Source organism: Rickettsia akari str. Hartford, assembly GCF_000018205.1.
Taxonomy (GTDB): Bacteria; Pseudomonadota; Alphaproteobacteria; order Rickettsiales; family Rickettsiaceae; genus Rickettsia; species Rickettsia akari.
Map to the genome: position 1 here is coordinate 770,720 of NC_009881.1, position 18,062 is coordinate 788,781.

Consider the following 18,062-nt stretch of genomic DNA (forward strand, 5'->3'; position numbering starts at 1 on the left):
TACTAAGCCACTGCTTATATGACCGCTAGGTAAACCGAAACCTGTAATATTTAAAGCAGGATTTAAAGGTATTTCAAATGTATATTTTAATAATATATTAAAATTGTAGTGAAAAGTAATACACAAATAGCTTGTGCAAATAGTTGATTCCTAAATACAGTAAATCCGAGTATTATGATAATCTCATAAACAATATTCTTGTCCAAATAACAAAAAAATTTTGTTAAATATTGGAAAAAATATCCTTATTCATTGCTTTACTTAATTTTATTTATATATAATTGAAGTTATCATACATATAAGCTATAGATATGAAAAACATTTTCCGCAAATTTGTATTTGCCATTTTCTTATGTTTAATAAATTTACAACTAATTGCTGCAAGCTTTAACGAAAAAATACCTTTATATTTTAAATTAAGTAATGAAGATCTGTTAGCATGGCAAAACTCATTAAATATTGACCTTTGCGATTCTAGAATTAAAGAATGGTGTACAAAGCCACAAAGAGAGCTAGGGCTTAACGGCAAAAGGATGAATGACTACATATCTATTTCGCCTGATATTAAGGGAGAATGGCGATTTGGCTGGTGGTATAACATCAATTTTACTCCAGAAAGTAATTTTGCAGCTCATCAAACGTATAAGATTACTATCGAAGATTATATATTTCCTCATTTTATCAGTCTAAAAAGTAATAATATAAGTTTTACAACTTTACCGCTACTACCTATTATTAAAGAAATGAATTATCTACAGGATAATATCGATATTTCCAAAAAATTCATTCAAACTACAATAGCCTTTAACTACCCTATAGAACCTAAAACTTTAGAGGAAAGAATAGAATTTATAAAATCTTCAACCAAAGAAAAATTACCGTTTTCTATCAAATTCAATGCCAATAATACGGAAGCTACGATTATTACTAATATACCACCACTTACAGATAAAGAAGATACTGTTTCCGTCATTATAAAAGACGGTGTTAAACCTCTACATGGCGGAGAAATTTTCACACATAAAAATGTAGAATATCACAATAATAAGATGCCAAATAATATAAGATATTCTTATAAAGAAAATGTATTAATTCCAAGTCTATCCTCATATTTAAAAATCACTAATAGTACTGCTACAATTGTTAAAGATGATAAGCTAAAACCGGAACAGATAATTATAATTACTACAAATACACCAGTTTCAGGCGAAGAAATAAAAAAACATCTAGAATTATTTTTATTACCGCAGGATAAGCCGGCTTTCTTAGGAGTTGCAGGCAAAAAAAACTATAAATGGCAAAGTCCGAAAGAAATAACTTATGATATTCTAAAATCTAGTGAAAAAATAAATTTTGAACTTTTACCTTCCGTTCCAAGCATTACTACTATGCATAGTTTTAAAGTAGATACGCTTGCCTCAAGAACTTTGCTTGTTAAAATAAATAAAGGGGTTAAAACATCGGATAATTTAACGCTTGGCTTAGATTACTCTCAAATAGTACAAATACCGGATAGCCCTAAAGAAGTGAAACTAATGTCAGATGGCTCTATTCTTTCATTAGCCGGTGATAAGAAGCTGCCCGTATATTCACTTGGCATAGATAAATTATATATAGAAATCGATAAGATTAATCAGCAAGAAGTTAATCATTTAATCAGCCAAACAAATAGATATAACATTTTCCAAAACCCAACGTTCATAAATGAATATTCTTTTAATGAGTATAATATTTCCAAGGTATTTCAAGATGCAGTAATAGTTAATTCTCCAAATTTAAATTTACCTAATTATACTGATTTAGATTTCAGTAATTATTTTAATTTAGAGGCAGCAGGCAGCTATTCTAAAGGATTATTTCTAACAAAAGTTTATGCTAAAGACAACAATAATAACATTATAGCTCAAGATAAAAGATTAATTTTAGTTACCGATCTTGGTTTTATAGTAAAAACCGATAAAAGCGGAACACATCATATCTTTGTTTCTTATATCAGTAACGGTAAACCGGCCGGTGGCGTTAAAGCAGATATTATAGGACTTAACGGTGAGGTGTTAGCAAGCAGCAAAACCAATAGTAAAGGATATGCTGTTTTATCCAACATACGTGATTTTAATAAAGAAAAAACCCCTATAGCTTACGTGTTAACTAATAACAACGATTTCTCGTTTATGCCATATAGCAGAGTTGATAGGCAAGTTAATTATTCTCGGTTTGATGTAGCAGGAGCCGTTAGTTCCGATCAAGGGTTAAAAGCTTATTTATTTTCCGATCATGGCATCTATAGACCAAGCGAGCAAGGCCATATAGGTATTATGCTCAAACAAAACGATTGGCAAGGAAAATTTGATGGCTTACCTCTAGAAATACAAGTCACTAACACTCGCGGAAAAGTAATAGATAAAAATAAAATAACTCTAAATGCAGAAGGGTTCGGTGAATATTTATTCTCAACGCTTGATGATGCCTTAACCGGCTTATATAATATAAGCTTATATTTAGTAGGAGATAAAGGCACAAATAACTATCTTAATAGCGTATCTGTCATGGTTGGTGATTTTCAACCTGACCGCATGAAAATCAACATAAACTTCAATAACTCACAAGATGAGCTATGGACAAATCCAAAAGATCTTAAAGCAAATGTTAATCTTATAAATCTTTACGGCACTTCTGCAGCAAATAGAAAAGTCAGCGGATTTATTGAGATTAGACCTACCGAGTTTTTTATACCTCGCTTTAAAGAATATAAATTTTATAGTAGCAAAGGAAATAACGAGTTTTTTAATGAGAGTTTAGGAGATGTTAATACCGATGCTACAGGTATCGCAAATTTTGACCTTAACCTTGAAAAATATTATAACGCTACTTTTAATCTAATATTTTCAGCGTCAGGATTTGAGCCTGACTCCGGAAGAAGCGTAAACGCAAGCAAATCGCTTATAGTTTCACCTTTGCCTTATATTATAGGCTTTAGAAGCGATAGCGATCTAAAATATATTAAGAAAAAAACTACTTCAACAATAGAATTCATAGCAATATCAAATAAAGCAGAAAAAGTAGCTGCACCTAATTTAACGCTTAACTTAAAAAAGATTAATTATGTAAATAACTTAGTAGCAGATAGTAACGGTAATTATTCTTACAATTCAGTACCTATTGAGACTCATATATCTTCTACCAAGGTTAATATCACAGCAAATGAAAGTTATATTTATAACGTGCCTACTAAAGAAGCAGGCGATTACGTCATTTACTTAACTGATAAAGAGGATACAATCTTTGCTCAAGCTGAATTTTCGGTAATAGGTGAAGGAAATGTTACAGCTAATTTAACAGACAAAGCAAATTTAAAAGTTAAACTTGATAAAGATGATTATAAAGCAGGCGATAACATTCTTTTAAATATTATAACTCCTTATACAGGTTATGGATTAATTACTATCGAAACAGATAAAGTACATAATTTTGCATGGTTTAAAGCTGACGAAAATAATAGTATTCAAGAAATACAAATCCCTGACGGTTTTGAGGGTAAAGGATATGTAAATGTACAATTTATAAGAGACATAGAAGCTAAGGAAATCTTGATGTCACCGTTTAGCTATGCAGTAGTACCGTTTACTGCTGGCATTTATAAACATAAACAAAATATTGAATTAACGCTTCCTACAAAAATTAAATCAGGCGAAAAATTAACAATTAATTATCGCACTGCCAACCCAAGTAAAATCATAATATTTGCTGTTGATGAAGGGATATTATCATTTGCCGGTTATCAGACTCCCGATCCGCTTAATTACTTCATTAACGATAAAGCATTGGAAGTCCAAACGTTACAAATCATGGATTTAATATTGCCTGAGCGTCCTTTATTAATGCAAGCTTATATGGCAGCTCCTCCCGGTGACGGTTTTATAAATGTCGCTCGAAACATTAATCCGTTTAAAAGAAAAAACCAACCTCCCGTAGCATTTTGGTCAGGCATTTTAGAATCGGATCTTGATGAGAGAGAAGTCACATTTGATATACCAAGCTATTTTAACGGCACTTTAAGAGTCATAGGGGTAGCCTCAAGCCTTGACGCTATAGGAACTTACCAAGCTGATTTATTAGTCCAATCTGATCTTATTATCAATCCAAATTTACCTTTATTTGTAGCTCCGAATGATGAATTTACAGTACCGGTAACAATATTTAATAACCTAAAAGATTCAGGAAATGCTCAAGTTTTTCTAAATATTGAAACAAGCGAAGGACTTAAACTATTAGATTATCCTAAAGAGATACAGATAGACGAAAATAAGGAAGCTACTATTAATGTTAAATTAAAAGCGACTGATAAACTCGGTTCAGCAGATTTCAAGGTCACGGCTTCTATAAATCACCTAAAACCTGGTATAATATCTAGGGCAGTAGTGCATAGCTCAGAATTAACTACTACTACAAGCGTTCGTCCTGCTAGCCCGAGCGTTACAACGGTTGATACAGGGTTTATTACGGGCAATAAAGCTAATTTACAAATCTTCAGGGATTTATATCCTGAATTTGCTAAACTGCAAATTTCTGCTTCTAAATCACCGCTCGCTATTATTTCTGGCTTTAAAGATTTTCTAGATAATTATCCTTATGGCTGTACCGAACAATTAGTAAGCCAAAATTTTGCCAATGTTTTATTATATAATGAACAAGAACTAGTTCAGATTCTTAAAACTGATCGTAAAAAAATGGATGAATCATTATCGAAAATATTCGAAATTTTATCGGAGCGTCAAAATTATGACGGTGGATTTAGATATTGGAACAATTTTAATGACGATTCCGATCCATTTATTTCTGTTTATACTATGCACTTCTTAAGCGAGGGAGCAACTAGATATTTAGCCGTTCCAAGCGATATTTTTAACCAAGGTATTTACTACTTAGAAAATATGGCAAATAGATCAATAAACTCCTTAGACGAAGCACGAGAAAAAGCATATGCGGTTTATGTCCTGACGAAAAATAGCGTTATTACTACAAGCTATATTGCAAATATTTTAAAATATTTAGACAAGTACCATAAAAATACATGGCATGATGATTTGACTAGCGTTTATTTAGCAGCTAGCTATAAAATGCTGCAAATGAATGAAGAAGCGGATAAATTACTAGATAGATTTACTCTAAATAAACCGATACCAAAAACAGACTATCAATATTACAATCCTCTAATAAAATATAGTCAGTATTTATACTTAATTTCTGTACATTTTCCGGAAATGTTACAAAACTTCGACACAAAAATTGTACAGGATATCGCTCTTTTGGCTAAAGATAACTATAATAGCCTATCGGCAAGCTATGCAATTATGGCAAGTCTTGCCTATGCTGATAAAATCAGCAATGTAAATGATGTGAGTATTAAAGTAACCTCTACAGATAAAGAAGTTACTTTAAAAGGCGATAAAGTGATGATTGCTGAGCTGTCGGTAGAAAATAAGGAGATATACTTAACATCCTCAAGTAACAGCTTCTTCTATCAGCTTTTAACTTCAGGCTATGATAAGCGATTAATAGAAAATAAAGAGATAGTTAAAGGAATAGAGATAACAAAAAAATATCTCAATGACAATAATAAAGAAATCAGTAAAGTAAAATTAGGTGATAATATTACAGTGGAAATCACCATGCGTTCAGGTAGTAATAAAACCTTGAGCAATATGGTAATACTTGACTTATTACCAGCAGGCTTTGAGCTTTTACCGGATAATCATAACGTAAATATACTAGAACGTAATCCTGTAACAATGATATGGCAACCGATATATATATATAATCATGATGATAGAGTGATGATGTTCGGTACTATTTCTGATCAAAAAATGACGTATCAGTATAAAATCAAAGCGGTTAATAAAGGCACATTCGCAACTCCTGCTATTTATAGCGAAGCTATGTACGACCCTCAAACTTACTATCTCGGCACCATAGGCAGTATTATTGTGGAGTAGTGTTACCACAGTTACCACAGCATGGCTTTTATGTAATTCCAGTGAGAAGCATTGTTGCGTGGACCGGTAAATGCTCTCTATGTCATTGCAAGTGACATCAATGCCCCAACACAACTTTCAACTTCTCTATAGTTTTTGGATCTTTTGCAAGTTCTAAAAATATGTCACGCTCATAGGCAAATAGCGATTCTTCATTCGTTTCATTATGTTGATCTATAATGGTTTGAAACTTGCTAAGTACCTTATTTTGTAGATCGTTATATTTTGATATATCTATTTCAGTTGCTAAATTGATTTTGGGCAAAGTAACTTTATGGGTAGCCGGTACTATTTTTTTAGATAGGTTCAGCTTTAAAGCTTCATCGAGAATGTAATGCTTGTTCATATTTACTTGCATATTCTCTACATCATAATCTGCTTTCACGTAATCGGCTGAACTTGTTTTATTCTGCTCTATAATATTTCTAACATTTCTAATTAGTTTAGTTTTATCTCCTCTAGCGCGAGCAAACATTACGGTAACACCGCCCCACCCAGGTATTAAACCGACTCCAAGTTCTACAAGTCCAGCACTCAGTTCATTATTTGCGACAATATAGCTTGAGTACAATAGCAGCTCACACCCGCCTCCAAGGGCTACTCCTTTGGCACAACTAACAATATGAGCTGCAGAATATTTTAAGTGAAGCATGGTTTGCTGTCCCAGCTTTAGTAAATTCTCTAAATCATGAAAATTTTTATCCTCAATATAGGAGAGAAGAAGCTTTAAATCCGCACCAGCAGAAAAATGATTTCCTTGCGGATAGATATAAAGATTTTTGCCGTCATTTTCAGCTTTACTTGCTGCTTCTTGCAGTAAATAAAACACATTATGATTTAAACAATTCATTTTCGTAGTAATAACAAACACTAAATTCTCACGATAATTTATTAGCTTTGCAGAATCGTTTTCTAATACTATCTGACTTTCCTTTAAAATATCTTTGTGAGAATTAAATTTTTGTTTATCGATTTTTTGATATTCTTTATTACCTAAATATTGCGGAAGTGGGATGTGCATTAAATCGGTATTTTTAATGATCGAATTCCAGCCGTCTTTAGCTGCTATGGTCAATAATTCAAATGGACCGTATTTCCAACTGTAACCAAGCTTCATAGCAGCATCGATATCATAGATATTATCGGTTACAGATGGTACTAAGCTTGCTAAATAAACATAAAATTCTGTGATAATTTCAGTAAAAAATTTACCGTAAACTGAATCGCTAGCTAGTAACTCATCAAGATTCTTAAATGAAATATCTACTTTTTGAACAGGACTATATGATAAGTCGTTTATATTGATAACTTCTTGAATCTTTTTGCCATTTGATACCGATAAACGATAAAATCCACCACAGCCTTTACGCCCAATTAACTTCCTCCCAATCATCTTATCAAGAACGGGAGTATTGACATATATTTTATGATAAGCATCCTTTGCAGGAAGGGCAGCAAGTAATGAGCTTGATATTAACTTCATGACGTCATGTCCTATTAGATCATATAAACCAAAAATTCCGGTACTCGGCAGCCCCAAACATGTAGTAAATATTTTATCCAAAGCTACAAAATTAAGCTTTTGACTTATCGCTTTGCGGACTACTAACTCCAGTAAAAAACACCCTACTCTATTAGCAATAAAACCAGGTGTATCATTACATCTGACTATAGTTTTACCAAGCGTTTTCGTTAAGAACTCTGATACTCTTTCTATGGCTTCAACCTTTACCATATGGTCTATAATTAACTCAAGCAGTTCCATATATCTTGGCGGGTTGAAGAAATGCGTAATAACAAATCTCGATTTGATATTATCCGGTAAATTCTCTTTTAGTCTTTTAAGAGGTAATGTAGAAGTATTAGAAGCAATAATTGCCTCTTCTTTAAGATAAGGAATAAGTTTGTTATATAATTGGTGCTTGATTTCTAACTTCTCAACAATAACTTCAATAATTAAATCACATTCTGTAATTAAATCTAAATCATGTTCTAAAGTACCGATGGTAATGAAATTTGCTTTATCGGGACAAGATAAAGGGGGAGGTTTTTGTTTATGCAAATTCTCTATAGCATTTTTTACTATTTTATTAGGATCATCAGAATCTTTAGCGATAATATCCAGTAATACGACTTTATGAGAGGAATTAGCAATTAACGCTGCAATCCCTGAACCCATTACCCCTGAACCGATAACACAAATTTTTTTTATTTCATTTTGCATAAGTTACTTCACTCTTGATGGTTTTATTTAATCGTCATTACGAGGAAAAATTGAAAATTTTGACGAAGCAATCCAGTTAACAATACATAGCATGTTTTTAATTACCTTTCTGGATTGGCGCACGGTCTTCAACCGCGCGCAATGATGTTCTAAGTCATAGCAACACTCATCACATGTACCGATCATGCCCCAGCTTGTCGTAAAATTTTAGCACATTCATTTATAGTAGCACCGGTGGTAACGACATCATTGACTAATAAGATTTTTTACTTACAATATTATATTTTGTGTTAAATTTGATACTACCATTTATATTACTTTTACATTGTTTTCGTGAACGAAAAGTCTGAGACTTATCCAATCTTGATTTAGTTAAAATATCGGCTTTGAACATTTTATCGGTAACTTTTGCAATTGCCATAGCTAAAATATGAGCATGATTATACATTCGTAGTAACCTCTTAAATATATTCATAGGTACAGGTATGATTAAATCAATATCTTTTATATCCTTGCTATATCTATTATATAAAAGCTTAGCAAATATCGTCTTATCCTGATATTTAAACTGATGAACTATTTTTTGCTATGCTCATTAAACTTAAATAGGCTGCGAGCTAGTTCATAATTAGGCTTACTGCTATAATAATTTCCACAAATACAATTATCTAAGATTTTTATACTAATATACTGCAATAAGGTATTGCTATAAACTCCAACTTCTTCCAACAATCGCTACAAAATTCACCGCTCCCCCTAGTATTTCCGAACAGCTTCAACATCTCTACGGCAAAATATAGTCTATTTACACTATTATAAACTTTAAACTCATCTTGAAGATTCTTGTTTCTTAGATGCACTTCTTCCTGTTAGTAATGGCGATATATTATTACTGCGAGCAGTAACCTTACCGTGCATTAAACTTTCCTGCATATGATGTACTTTTTCTGCTGCTTTAGCAATTGCAGGAGTTTTATGCTTTTGAATATTAGGAGTAATAAAAACGGTACTAGATTTCTGCTCTTCCTTTTTACCGTATATTTCTTTTAAATCACCAACTTGCGATTCAACCAAACAACCCGCTCCTGCTGTTACTGCTGATTTAACTTTTGCAAAATTAGTTTTTTCAGCAAGAGGAGCAAATTCAGGTGTCTCTACAACCTTTCCTCTAGTTACATTAAAATACTCTCTTAGCTGCCACTCACTTAATTGATCAATTTTAGGTAATTTAGTACCCAAGAAATTTTTAAGTGCAGGACTATCTTTTCCTTTATCTATTTGAATAGCAACTACTAACTCTGCTTGCTTTACATAATTAGCTTTAATATTTTCTAAAGTTTTTTTCTCTTTATCTAAATACTTATCTTCTCTTACTTCTAAAGTTTCCTTTACGACATCATAAGCAACGACTGATAAAGAAAGCAGCAAGCCCAAGTCCAACCGGCGTCGGGTTAATGACTAACGACACCATGACACTACCAATTTTTGCAGTACGTTTTACTGCCTTACTACCCAATGTTTTATATGTTGTCTCGAATACATTTGCTGCCCTTTCAGCACTCGGTAAAGTTTTTATTTTATCAAGCACCTTATCGGCAATACCAAGATTTGGGGTGCCTTTTTCTTTAATTTTTGCACCTTGCTGAAGTTTATCAACCGGATCATAAGCTTTTGTTACTTTTTCTCCAATGTTAATTACTCCTTCTACTATATGAGCATGACTAGCGATAACTTGACTACCATCCTTTAGCACTTCAATTGCTACTCCACTTGCAGTGATTCCGGCACGAGCGACTCTAGCACCGTAAAGTAGCGTATTCTCTTTCAGCGTTCTTTTTCATGCTGGCTTATTTTGCGATTACCGTTCCTCTGGAGGCTCAGAAGCTTTTGTTTGTGCTGCTTCTAATAAAGGCTCTACTCTTTCAGAGGTATTTATTGAAGATTTCAACTTATTATCTTCTGCTGTATTTTTTACTCCATCTTCAGAAACATTAATAGATGATTTAATGCTTAAATTTTCTTTACTCATGAATGCTCTCTAACTTTTTTAGGTATTATTACATAGCTCAGCTTTTTTGTCATTGCGAGGAAATTATGCAATCATTGACTAAGCAATCTCAGGATACTGGACGAGATTGCCACGCAGCCTACGGCTCGCAAGGCGTTGCCCCGAGTGGATCAATTTCACCTCTGTCATCCCGTGGCTTGACCGGTCTTGTTGCGTTGCTCGTTTTATGTCATTACCGCGCAGGCGTGGATCCAGAAAAATAACTTACATATTTATATAGAAGTTATATAATTTGGTGAAATAAACCAAAAAACAAGTTTTTTGTATGTTTTACTGGATCCACGCCTGCGCGGTAATGACATAGGAACACTCACCTCTTCCCCATCGCATAGCCAGTAATCAAGGTTTTTATAGGCTTAAAATTATTTATCGCCTTAAATCCTATTTGTCTTAAATATCTTACATTTTTGGCATAATTTGAAAAAATATTATTTAACTCATCAGTCAGCTTATACATAATAAAATTATCCTCTTGCCTTAGCTTTTGGTATTCTTGTAATGTACCATTATTACTAACAATCATACTCAAAGTCTCTATATCCTTTATGCCCTGATTAAGCCCCTGTCCTGCTAAAGGATGTATTGTGTGAGCAGTGTCGGCAATAAGCACTATCTTATTATGAAAATATCTATTTGCTATACGAGCTTTTAGCGGAAAACTACTAATCTCACTATCAATAGTAATTTTACCTAAAGAATTACCGGCATTTCTTTGAGTTAAAAATCTAACTTCTTCCACAGGCAAATTAACAATTAAAGCAGCCTGATCAGAAGAAGTTGACCATATTACGGATGAAGCATATTGATTTTTTAAAGGCAGCAAAGCAAAAGGACCAAGCGGCAGGAAATGTTCCATAGCACAATTTTCATGTGGATTTTCATGCTTAATATTAAATGTAAGAGCAGTTTGATAAGATTTTTCAATTTCATTAGCAAAATAATGAGACTTCACTTTTGAATTTGCGCCATCACATATAATTAATAAACTACACTTAATGTGTTTATCATCAAATTTTATAATCGAGTAGTCATTATGGCTTATAACATCTTGATATTGATTATGATCAATTAATGTTATCCACGGATTATTAGTCATTCTTGACAATAGTATTTTTTTAAAATCACTATTCTTAATCACATATCCAAGTACAGAGTCATCGTCATTGCGTAAATCTAATATCTCTGCAGCCTTATTATCTACCACATATATTTCTTGCATTTTTGCCACAAACTTTTCAAGCTCTGCCCATATATCAATAGAGAATAAGAAATTTTTGGAATGCGGCGTTAAAGCAGTAATTCTTATATCGTTGAAAAACTCTGGGCTTTTTACCGATTGACTCTCGAATATAGTAGTTTTAATACCCTTTTCTGCAAAAGAAAGTGCGGTTAGCATGCCACTCAAACCGCATCCTAAGATTATAGTATCAATCTGTTTTGTTTTCATTTGACTCATGTATAAAATATTTTAAATATCCGTTTGTTGCTATAAAGCTTAAAAGAAAGTAAATAATGGCTATATCCAAATATGAACTATTGCCTGAGTATAAACCTAAACAGCAAATAAATAAACTAACTAAAGTCGTGCAGCTATTTAAAATCAATAAATTTGTAAAAGTATCTGTTTTTTTGATAAATAGGTAGGTTATTAAGCAAATAAATAATGCAATAATAATTAAACAGATGTTAAGCATAATTTTTAAAATTTGGTTTTACTGCTTGTTATGGGCTTTGTTGTATAAGTCCGATGTTATACCGTGGTTTGACCACGGTATCCATAAAAATAACTTATGCATAATACTAATAATTTTATTAGTAGCAACTGGACCCCGTGGTCAAGCCACGGGGTGACACAGCAAAGCACTAGGTTCACGCCTACGTGTAAATGACAATATCACACAGTACCTCATTATGTATAATGATTTATAACACTACAAACAACAAATAAATTAATTACAATTCCTTAAATAATTTTAATATTATGTAATCTTAGCCAACATTTACATTATAAATAGCTATTGTGACAAAAATGTTATAAAAAAATGTTGCTTTCTTTTACATTCAGCATTAACGTATATATTTAGGCTTTGATTAATATTTGTAAGGTAAATTGTAATGTCACAACTAGATGTTTTAATAGTAGATGATGAAGAAAGTATACGAAATCTCATTGCTGCAAATTTGAAAGATGAAGGTTTTAATCCTAAGGTTGCCGCTAATAGTACTCAAGCTCTTAAAATACTTTCCGCGAAACCGGTCTCTGCAGTGATACTTGATATTTGGCTTCAAGGAAGCGAAATTGACGGTCTTGGGATTTTAGAGATAATTAAAAAACGCTATCCTTTAATGCCCGTAATAATTATTAGCGGTCACGGTACTATAGAAACAGCAGTAAATGCTATAAAAATGGGTGCTTACGATTATATAGAAAAACCTTTTAATAATGATAAATTAGTTATTTTACTTAAAAGAGCTTGCGAAGTAACAAAGTTAAAACGTGAAAATATAGATTTAAAATCAAAAGTTATAGATAAAACTGAATTAGTAGGCGAATGTGCGGTAACTTTAAAATATAAAATGGAAATAGAAAAGGCAGCTAGCTCTAGCAGTCGTATAATGATTCACGGTAAAGTCGGTAGCGGTAAAGAACTTGCAGCAAGGTTAATTCATAAACAATCTAAAAGAGTTAATAATCCGTTCATTATTTTCAGCCCTACCTGTATGACTACAGAAAAAATTAATCAAGAATTATTCGGCGAATTTGCAAAGCAGGAAAATAATAATAAACGCCCTACTATCTTAGCATTTGCTAATAACGGTACTTTATATATAGATGAGGTCAGTAGTATTCCTATGCCCATCCAGGTAAAATTATTAAAATTCCTTAAAGATCAGACTATTACAAAGCCTTGTGGAAAAACTATTAAAGTTGATATAAAAATTATCACAGGTACTTCTAAAAATATTCAAGATGAAGTTAATAATGGCAAATTCCTAGAAGATCTATATTATCGCCTTAATGTATCCTCTCTAAAAGTACCCTCATTATATGAGAGAAAAGAAGATATACCGCTACTAGTTAAATATTTTGTTAAACAGCTTTCAAAATTTTCAGGTTTAAAAGAACGTAACTTTGCTGATGAAACTATCGCTGCTCTTCAATCCTATGAATGGCCGGGTAATATCAGACAATTACGTAATGTAGTTGAATGGACTTTGATTATGAATCCATTAACTGTAGGTAATAATGAAATTATCAAACCTTATATGATACCTTCCGAAATATTAGCAAATAGTGCTAATCTCACAAAACTTGAAGATAGTTTTGATATGTTATCTATGCCACTTAGAGAGGCTAGAGAAGTTTTTGAACGTCAATATCTATCGGCACAAATGAGTCGTTTTAATAATAATATTTCAAAAACATCCTCATTTGTCGGTATGGAAAGATCAGCTTTGCATCGTAAATTAAAATTATTAAGCTTACATATACCTCCTACAAATAGAATCAATGAAGAAAAATATGAGGAAGCAAATGCTTAAAGTAATATCAATAATTACTATTTATTTGTTATTAAGCAGCTGCTCCGAATCTACTCGTGATGCGAATGGATTACTTACGGATAGTCAGAGCACAGTAATTCGGAATTATATAATATCGCAAAATTCTAAAAACCTTAAAGTGCACCTTAAAGAGAAGTTCGGTTCAAATTTAAAAGGAGTCAAATTAATAGGAGTCAAGCTAATAAATGAAGATTTATCAGGAATAGATTTAACTTCCTGTGAAATATTACGTGCTGATTTTGCAGGTAGTAATTTAGAAAAAGCTATACTTACAAATGCTATAATTCAAGAAAGTAATTTTGCAGATTCGGTAATAAAAAATATTTCCGGATATAATTCTGACTTTCAAGGTTCAATTTTTAACAATGTAACATTACAAAATACAAATTTTGTTCGATCAAATTTTAGCGATACTGCTTTTAATAAAACTACTATAATAAATGTCAACTTTGAAAATTCTCAATTTAGTCATGTATTATGGCGCAATAGCACCATCGATGGTGTTAATTTTCAAAAAACTAACCTAAAGAATAATAGCTTTAAAAATACTAATATAACAAATTCAATATTTTACGGTACGGATTTAGAAAAAAGTGTAATAAATAATACCAATTTTACTAATAATTATTTTGAATCTAGCGATCTAAGTCACACTAAATTAACGGCAGTAATAATTAAGGATTCTAACTTTACACAAAGCATTTTTAATGAAGTAAATTTTAATAACATACAAAGTCACAACTCTTTCTTTTCATACGCTTCCTTTCAAGATTCAACGTTACGGAATATTAGCCTTACTAAATGTGATTTACAAAATAGTACAATTAGTAGTTCAGTTTTAAATCATTTTAAAATCGATAATGCTATATTAAATAACATGAGTCTCAACGATAACAAATTTAATAATTTATCAATAAAAAATAGTAATGCCAATTTTGTAAGGATTAATAAAACTAAAGGCTCAAATATTACTTTAGATAATATCAGCTATACTAATAATATTTTTAGCAATAATGATTTTAAACAATTTATAGTGATTAATACTGACTTAAACAGCAGTGAAATAATAAACTCAAATATAACTAACGGACAATTTAATAATGTAAATTTTTCTAAATCTTTAATACAAAACGTAAATTTTTCAGATGTTAAAATGACTTTAGGTAATTTAAACCAAGTAGCTCTAATAAATTCTAATCTAACAAATACTACGGTTATTAACTCCGTCCTTTCTAATTCACAAATAAATAATATTAACTACCAAGCATATTCCGGTTTTATTAATACTAATGTTTCTAATAATATTATTTTAAATAGCAATAATTCGAGCAAAATTCCACCAAATAATATAGTAATAAGTTCGGTAAAAGATTTGCAAAAAATCACTAACTTAACAAATATAAATTTAACAAATCTTGACCTAAGTAGTTTAGTATTTAATGAAACAGATTTTTCAAATAGTATCTTTAAAAATGCTAATTTAACAAATACGGTAATAAAGAATTCTATTTTAAAAGAAGCTAATTTTTCTACAGCAATACTTACTAAAACAGATTTCTCAAACTCAATATTAACAAATAGCATATTTAAATCAGCTAAAATTGATCGGGCAGGCTTTAATAACTCTGACCTAACAAATGCTGATTTTACCGAAGCAACAATTAAAGATACTTCATTTGATCAAGCTAAGACAAGCGGAATGAAAGGCGTAGAATAGTTTTCAAATGCTATAAGCGATTGTAGGATTTGTGTCGCATGGCTCGGTTTCACTTCTGTCATGCCGTGGCTTGACCACACGGCATCCAGTTAAAAATGCTAAAATTATTAGCATTTTTATTGTTTTTATGGACCCCCCGTGGTCAAGCTGCGTTGGTGACGCTGTAGGTTTTACAGGTACGCCACAACGCCTGCTCTCAATGACCACTCGGTATCCATGCAACAACGCCCCGCTTATGCAGGAATGAAACAGCATTTACCTTCGATGGCTCTTCAAAGATTTTCCTTTATTAATAGGAGTATTAGACGGTGTAAATGCATTATTATTCATGCAACCAGTAGGAATTTGCTTCTGCATTCTATTAATAATTCGTTGTTGTTTAAGATTATTGATCTTTTGTCTTCCGGCTATCCTTATAGATTTAGTAATTTTGGCAGTTTCCACAAATATTTCCTGAGGAGTTTGTAACTGATCAATGTACTCACAATGCTTTTTAAGAAACTCTTCTTTTATCTTTGGCGTTACTCCTTTCAAATCAACATATGTTTTATATAACTTCTTTAATTTTATTTTAGATTCTTTTATTTGTTGTTCGGAAGATTTTTGAGAAAGTGATTTAATCGAATTAACAAGACTACTGCCTATTTCTTTTATAATATTAACTGCAGGCGCAGCTATTTTCTTTATTCCTTCATAAATTTCACCGATTGCTTTAGCAATAACATCTAATATTTTAGGCTCATATTCTTTGGATATAGTAGGTGTATCCCTAATAATATCTCTAGCTTCAGTTAGATTATTAGCTAAATTAAATAATGCTTTTTTTTCTTCTAAATCAGTATATCGAGTAGCATATGAACTAACTATATCTGCATGAGCATCTATAGTATCGGTAATTATTGATTTAGTATCATTAAAAGAAAGAGCTGTAAATGTCTTTTTTCGTGTTACAGTAGTATCTTCTCTTAATTTATCTAGCCTATCACGTATTGCTTGGTCTTTTTGAGCATTAAGAGTTTTACTTTTTTGTTCTATTTTAACTGCGGATTGTATCTTCTCAACTAGCTTATCTACCTCATCATCGGATCCATAACCAGAGTCATAACCGGATTTTTTTGCTGGGATATAAGGTCTATCTTGGAGCTTTGCAAATCTTTCTTCTAATTCTTCAAGTGTTAGAGGAGTGCCTTTAAGTTTTGCTAATCTTGCTTCTAATTCTTTTATTATTTGATCGTCCTGCTTTTTCTTAGACATATATACCTCCGTAATAATTCTCAATTATTAATAACACAAACTACTAACTAAAATAAAGTATTTTTTAATATGAAAGATAACATCCATTTAAACAATATCATTATCCAAACTATCAAAACCGCTACCTGCTATTTTAGTGCTGCTATCTTCAAAATGAAGATGCTGAGTTATCTCACCTATTACTCCTGCTTTAGCTATTAGTACCGGTAATGCACTTTAGCTATACATCCTATTTCAAAAAAATGAGCTTTGATATAATTATCTAGTTTTATAATTATCATCTAATAACAAGATTTTTAATGCCTCTTTTTTATGTTTTGGCAAACTGCTGCCATATTCTCTAAGCGCAGCATATTCTTTATATCCTATAGCACTCTCTTTGCTGAATTTCTTTTCAATAAATTCAGCCAACTTACTTAAACAATACTGTGTACTCTAAGTATCACAAATTTCTTACACTTCAGAAGTAGAGGAGTTATATGCATTCACAAAAGCGTCACATTATAACCCCTCACGTTTTTTTATAGACAGTAGCAAATTTGCTATAAGCGGTAAACTAATTGAATCAAAAGCGTGCATCTTAGGTATAAATATACTATTCTCAAGAAGAATTTGAGCCATTTCTATACGATTTAATTCAAGAACAAACAACCAAGCAATTTTTACAGCCCATGCATACTCAAATTCAGCATTAACATCTGCTCCATTTTGTAGTAAAAGCCTTGCAGCTTCAATACTATCAACTTCAACTGCTGAATGAAAAGGCGTTACACTATTTTCAGAAGCTCTTCGATCTACAGTAAAAATATTATTGTCGAGCAGATAATTTATAATATCTAAAAATCCATTGTTTGCAGCAATATTAAATATAGTTAATTTATTATAATCATCTTCTATTATAAGATATGGATTACCTCCCTTTTCAATAAAATACTTTATTACGGGCAATAAGTCCTGATCAGCAGACTCTTCTACTATTGCTTCTGCTTTTCCATCTCTATAATAAGCTCTAAATTCTGGTAATTCTTCTTCAGATAAATAATATCTTTCTAGATATAATTTTAAGAATAACTCTTTTGATGCTGCTTCAGATAAGTTATATTTTTCTTTATACACTTCTAAGGATGATTCTTTGAATTTGTCTTCAAATAAATTGCTGTTTTCTTCAGATCATTTGCAAAATAACTGTTTTAATTCCTTTTC

14 protein-coding genes are annotated in these 18,062 nt (G+C 31.6%); 3 read left to right on the plus strand and 11 right to left on the minus strand.

The annotated features are described in order from the left end of the window. The first annotated feature begins 311 nt into the window (after positions 1–311). Positions 312–5,993 carry an alpha-2-macroglobulin family protein gene (locus tag A1C_RS03855; RefSeq protein WP_012149766.1) on the plus strand — a complete coding sequence of 1,894 codons (5,682 nt, stop codon included), beginning with the start codon at positions 312–314 and terminating at the stop codon, positions 5,991–5,993. Between the two features lie 97 nt (positions 5,994–6,090). On the opposite strand, the gene A1C_RS03860 is transcribed toward A1C_RS03855, so the two are convergent. From A1C_RS03860 to A1C_RS03890, 7 genes are all read right to left on the minus strand, one after another. Next, the gene (locus A1C_RS03860) at positions 6,091–8,256 is read right to left on the minus strand and encodes a 3-hydroxyacyl-CoA dehydrogenase/enoyl-CoA hydratase family protein (protein WP_012149767.1); all 2,166 of its coding nucleotides are present in this window, start codon (positions 8,254–8,256) and stop codon (positions 6,091–6,093) included. A 253-nt stretch (positions 8,257–8,509) separates the two neighbouring features. Then, positions 8,510–8,731, minus strand: a complete 222-nt coding sequence (locus A1C_RS03865) for an amidophosphoribosyltransferase (RefSeq protein WP_232279083.1) — start codon at positions 8,729–8,731, stop codon at positions 8,510–8,512. A 353-nt stretch (positions 8,732–9,084) separates the two neighbouring features. Beyond that, entirely contained in the window at positions 9,085–9,684 is a 600-nt protein-coding gene (locus A1C_RS08670) for a hypothetical protein (protein WP_012149769.1), read from the minus strand. Then, complete coding sequence (locus tag A1C_RS03875) at positions 9,653–10,009, minus strand: hypothetical protein (RefSeq protein ID WP_012149770.1); 357 nt, start codon at positions 10,007–10,009, stop codon at positions 9,653–9,655. The genes A1C_RS08670 and A1C_RS03875 overlap by 32 nt, the downstream gene beginning before the upstream one ends. 105 nt (positions 10,010–10,114) lie before the next feature. Further along, the gene (locus A1C_RS08675; protein ID WP_012149771.1) at positions 10,115–10,285 is read right to left on the minus strand and encodes a hypothetical protein; all 171 of its coding nucleotides are present in this window, start codon (positions 10,283–10,285) and stop codon (positions 10,115–10,117) included. Positions 10,286–10,634: 349 nt separating this feature from the next. After that, complete coding sequence (ubiH, locus tag A1C_RS03885) at positions 10,635–11,771, minus strand: 2-octaprenyl-6-methoxyphenyl hydroxylase (RefSeq protein ID WP_012149772.1); 1,137 nt, start codon at positions 11,769–11,771, stop codon at positions 10,635–10,637. After that, positions 11,752–12,018, minus strand: coding sequence for a monovalent cation/H+ antiporter complex subunit F (locus tag A1C_RS03890; RefSeq protein WP_012149773.1), 267 nt, complete (start codon positions 12,016–12,018; stop codon positions 11,752–11,754). Before A1C_RS03890 ends, ubiH begins: the two co-directional genes overlap by 20 nt. Before the next feature lie 421 nt (positions 12,019–12,439). On the opposite strand from A1C_RS03890, the gene A1C_RS03895 reads away from it, so the two are divergent. Next, the gene (locus A1C_RS03895) at positions 12,440–13,867 is read left to right on the plus strand and encodes a sigma-54-dependent transcriptional regulator (RefSeq protein WP_012149774.1); all 1,428 of its coding nucleotides are present in this window, start codon (positions 12,440–12,442) and stop codon (positions 13,865–13,867) included. After that, on the plus strand, positions 13,860–15,605 hold the full coding sequence (locus tag A1C_RS03900) for a pentapeptide repeat-containing protein (RefSeq protein WP_012149775.1): 1,746 nt from the start codon (positions 13,860–13,862) through the stop codon (positions 15,603–15,605). The genes A1C_RS03895 and A1C_RS03900 overlap by 8 nt, the downstream gene beginning before the upstream one ends. Before the next feature lie 3 nt (positions 15,606–15,608). On the opposite strand, the gene A1C_RS07780 is transcribed toward A1C_RS03900, so the two are convergent. From A1C_RS07780 to A1C_RS03910, 4 genes are all read right to left on the minus strand, one after another. Then, entirely contained in the window at positions 15,609–15,860 is a 252-nt protein-coding gene (locus A1C_RS07780; protein WP_157211903.1) for a hypothetical protein, read from the minus strand. Further along, positions 15,861–16,859 carry a hypothetical protein gene (locus tag A1C_RS03905; RefSeq protein WP_012149776.1) on the minus strand — a complete coding sequence of 333 codons (999 nt, stop codon included), beginning with the start codon at positions 16,857–16,859 and terminating at the stop codon, positions 15,861–15,863. It lies immediately after the preceding gene. A 258-nt stretch (positions 16,860–17,117) separates the two neighbouring features. Further along, positions 17,118–17,270 carry a hypothetical protein gene (locus A1C_RS08160; RefSeq protein WP_012149777.1) on the minus strand — a complete coding sequence of 51 codons (153 nt, stop codon included), beginning with the start codon at positions 17,268–17,270 and terminating at the stop codon, positions 17,118–17,120. Positions 17,271–17,360: 90 nt separating this feature from the next. Then, complete coding sequence (locus A1C_RS03910) at positions 17,361–17,975, minus strand: ankyrin repeat domain-containing protein (protein ID WP_012149778.1); 615 nt, start codon at positions 17,973–17,975, stop codon at positions 17,361–17,363. Between the last annotated feature and the right edge of the window lie 87 nt (positions 17,976–18,062).

Coding starts and splice junctions, on each gene's coding strand:
- A1C_RS08675 (WP_012149771.1), bottom strand. CDS start 10,285: ATGAGTAAAGAAAATTTAAGCATTAAATCATCTATTAATGTTTCTGAA.
- A1C_RS03860 (WP_012149767.1), bottom strand. CDS start 8,256: ATGCAAAATGAAATAAAAAAAATTTGTGTTATCGGTTCAGGGGTAATG.
- A1C_RS07780 (WP_157211903.1), bottom strand. CDS start 15,860: ATGCTGTTTCATTCCTGCATAAGCGGGGCGTTGTTGCATGGATACCGA.
- A1C_RS03890 (WP_012149773.1), bottom strand. CDS start 12,018: ATGCTTAACATCTGTTTAATTATTATTGCATTATTTATTTGCTTAATA.
- ubiH (WP_012149772.1), bottom strand. CDS start 11,771: ATGAAAACAAAACAGATTGATACTATAATCTTAGGATGCGGTTTGAGT.
- A1C_RS03905 (WP_012149776.1), bottom strand. CDS start 16,859: ATGTCTAAGAAAAAGCAGGACGATCAAATAATAAAAGAATTAGAAGCA.
- A1C_RS03900 (WP_012149775.1), top strand. CDS start 13,860: ATGCTTAAAGTAATATCAATAATTACTATTTATTTGTTATTAAGCAGC.
- A1C_RS03865 (WP_232279083.1), bottom strand. CDS start 8,731: ATGAATATATTTAAGAGGTTACTACGAATGTATAATCATGCTCATATT.
- A1C_RS03895 (WP_012149774.1), top strand. CDS start 12,440: ATGTCACAACTAGATGTTTTAATAGTAGATGATGAAGAAAGTATACGA.
- A1C_RS03855 (WP_012149766.1), top strand. CDS start 312: ATGAAAAACATTTTCCGCAAATTTGTATTTGCCATTTTCTTATGTTTA.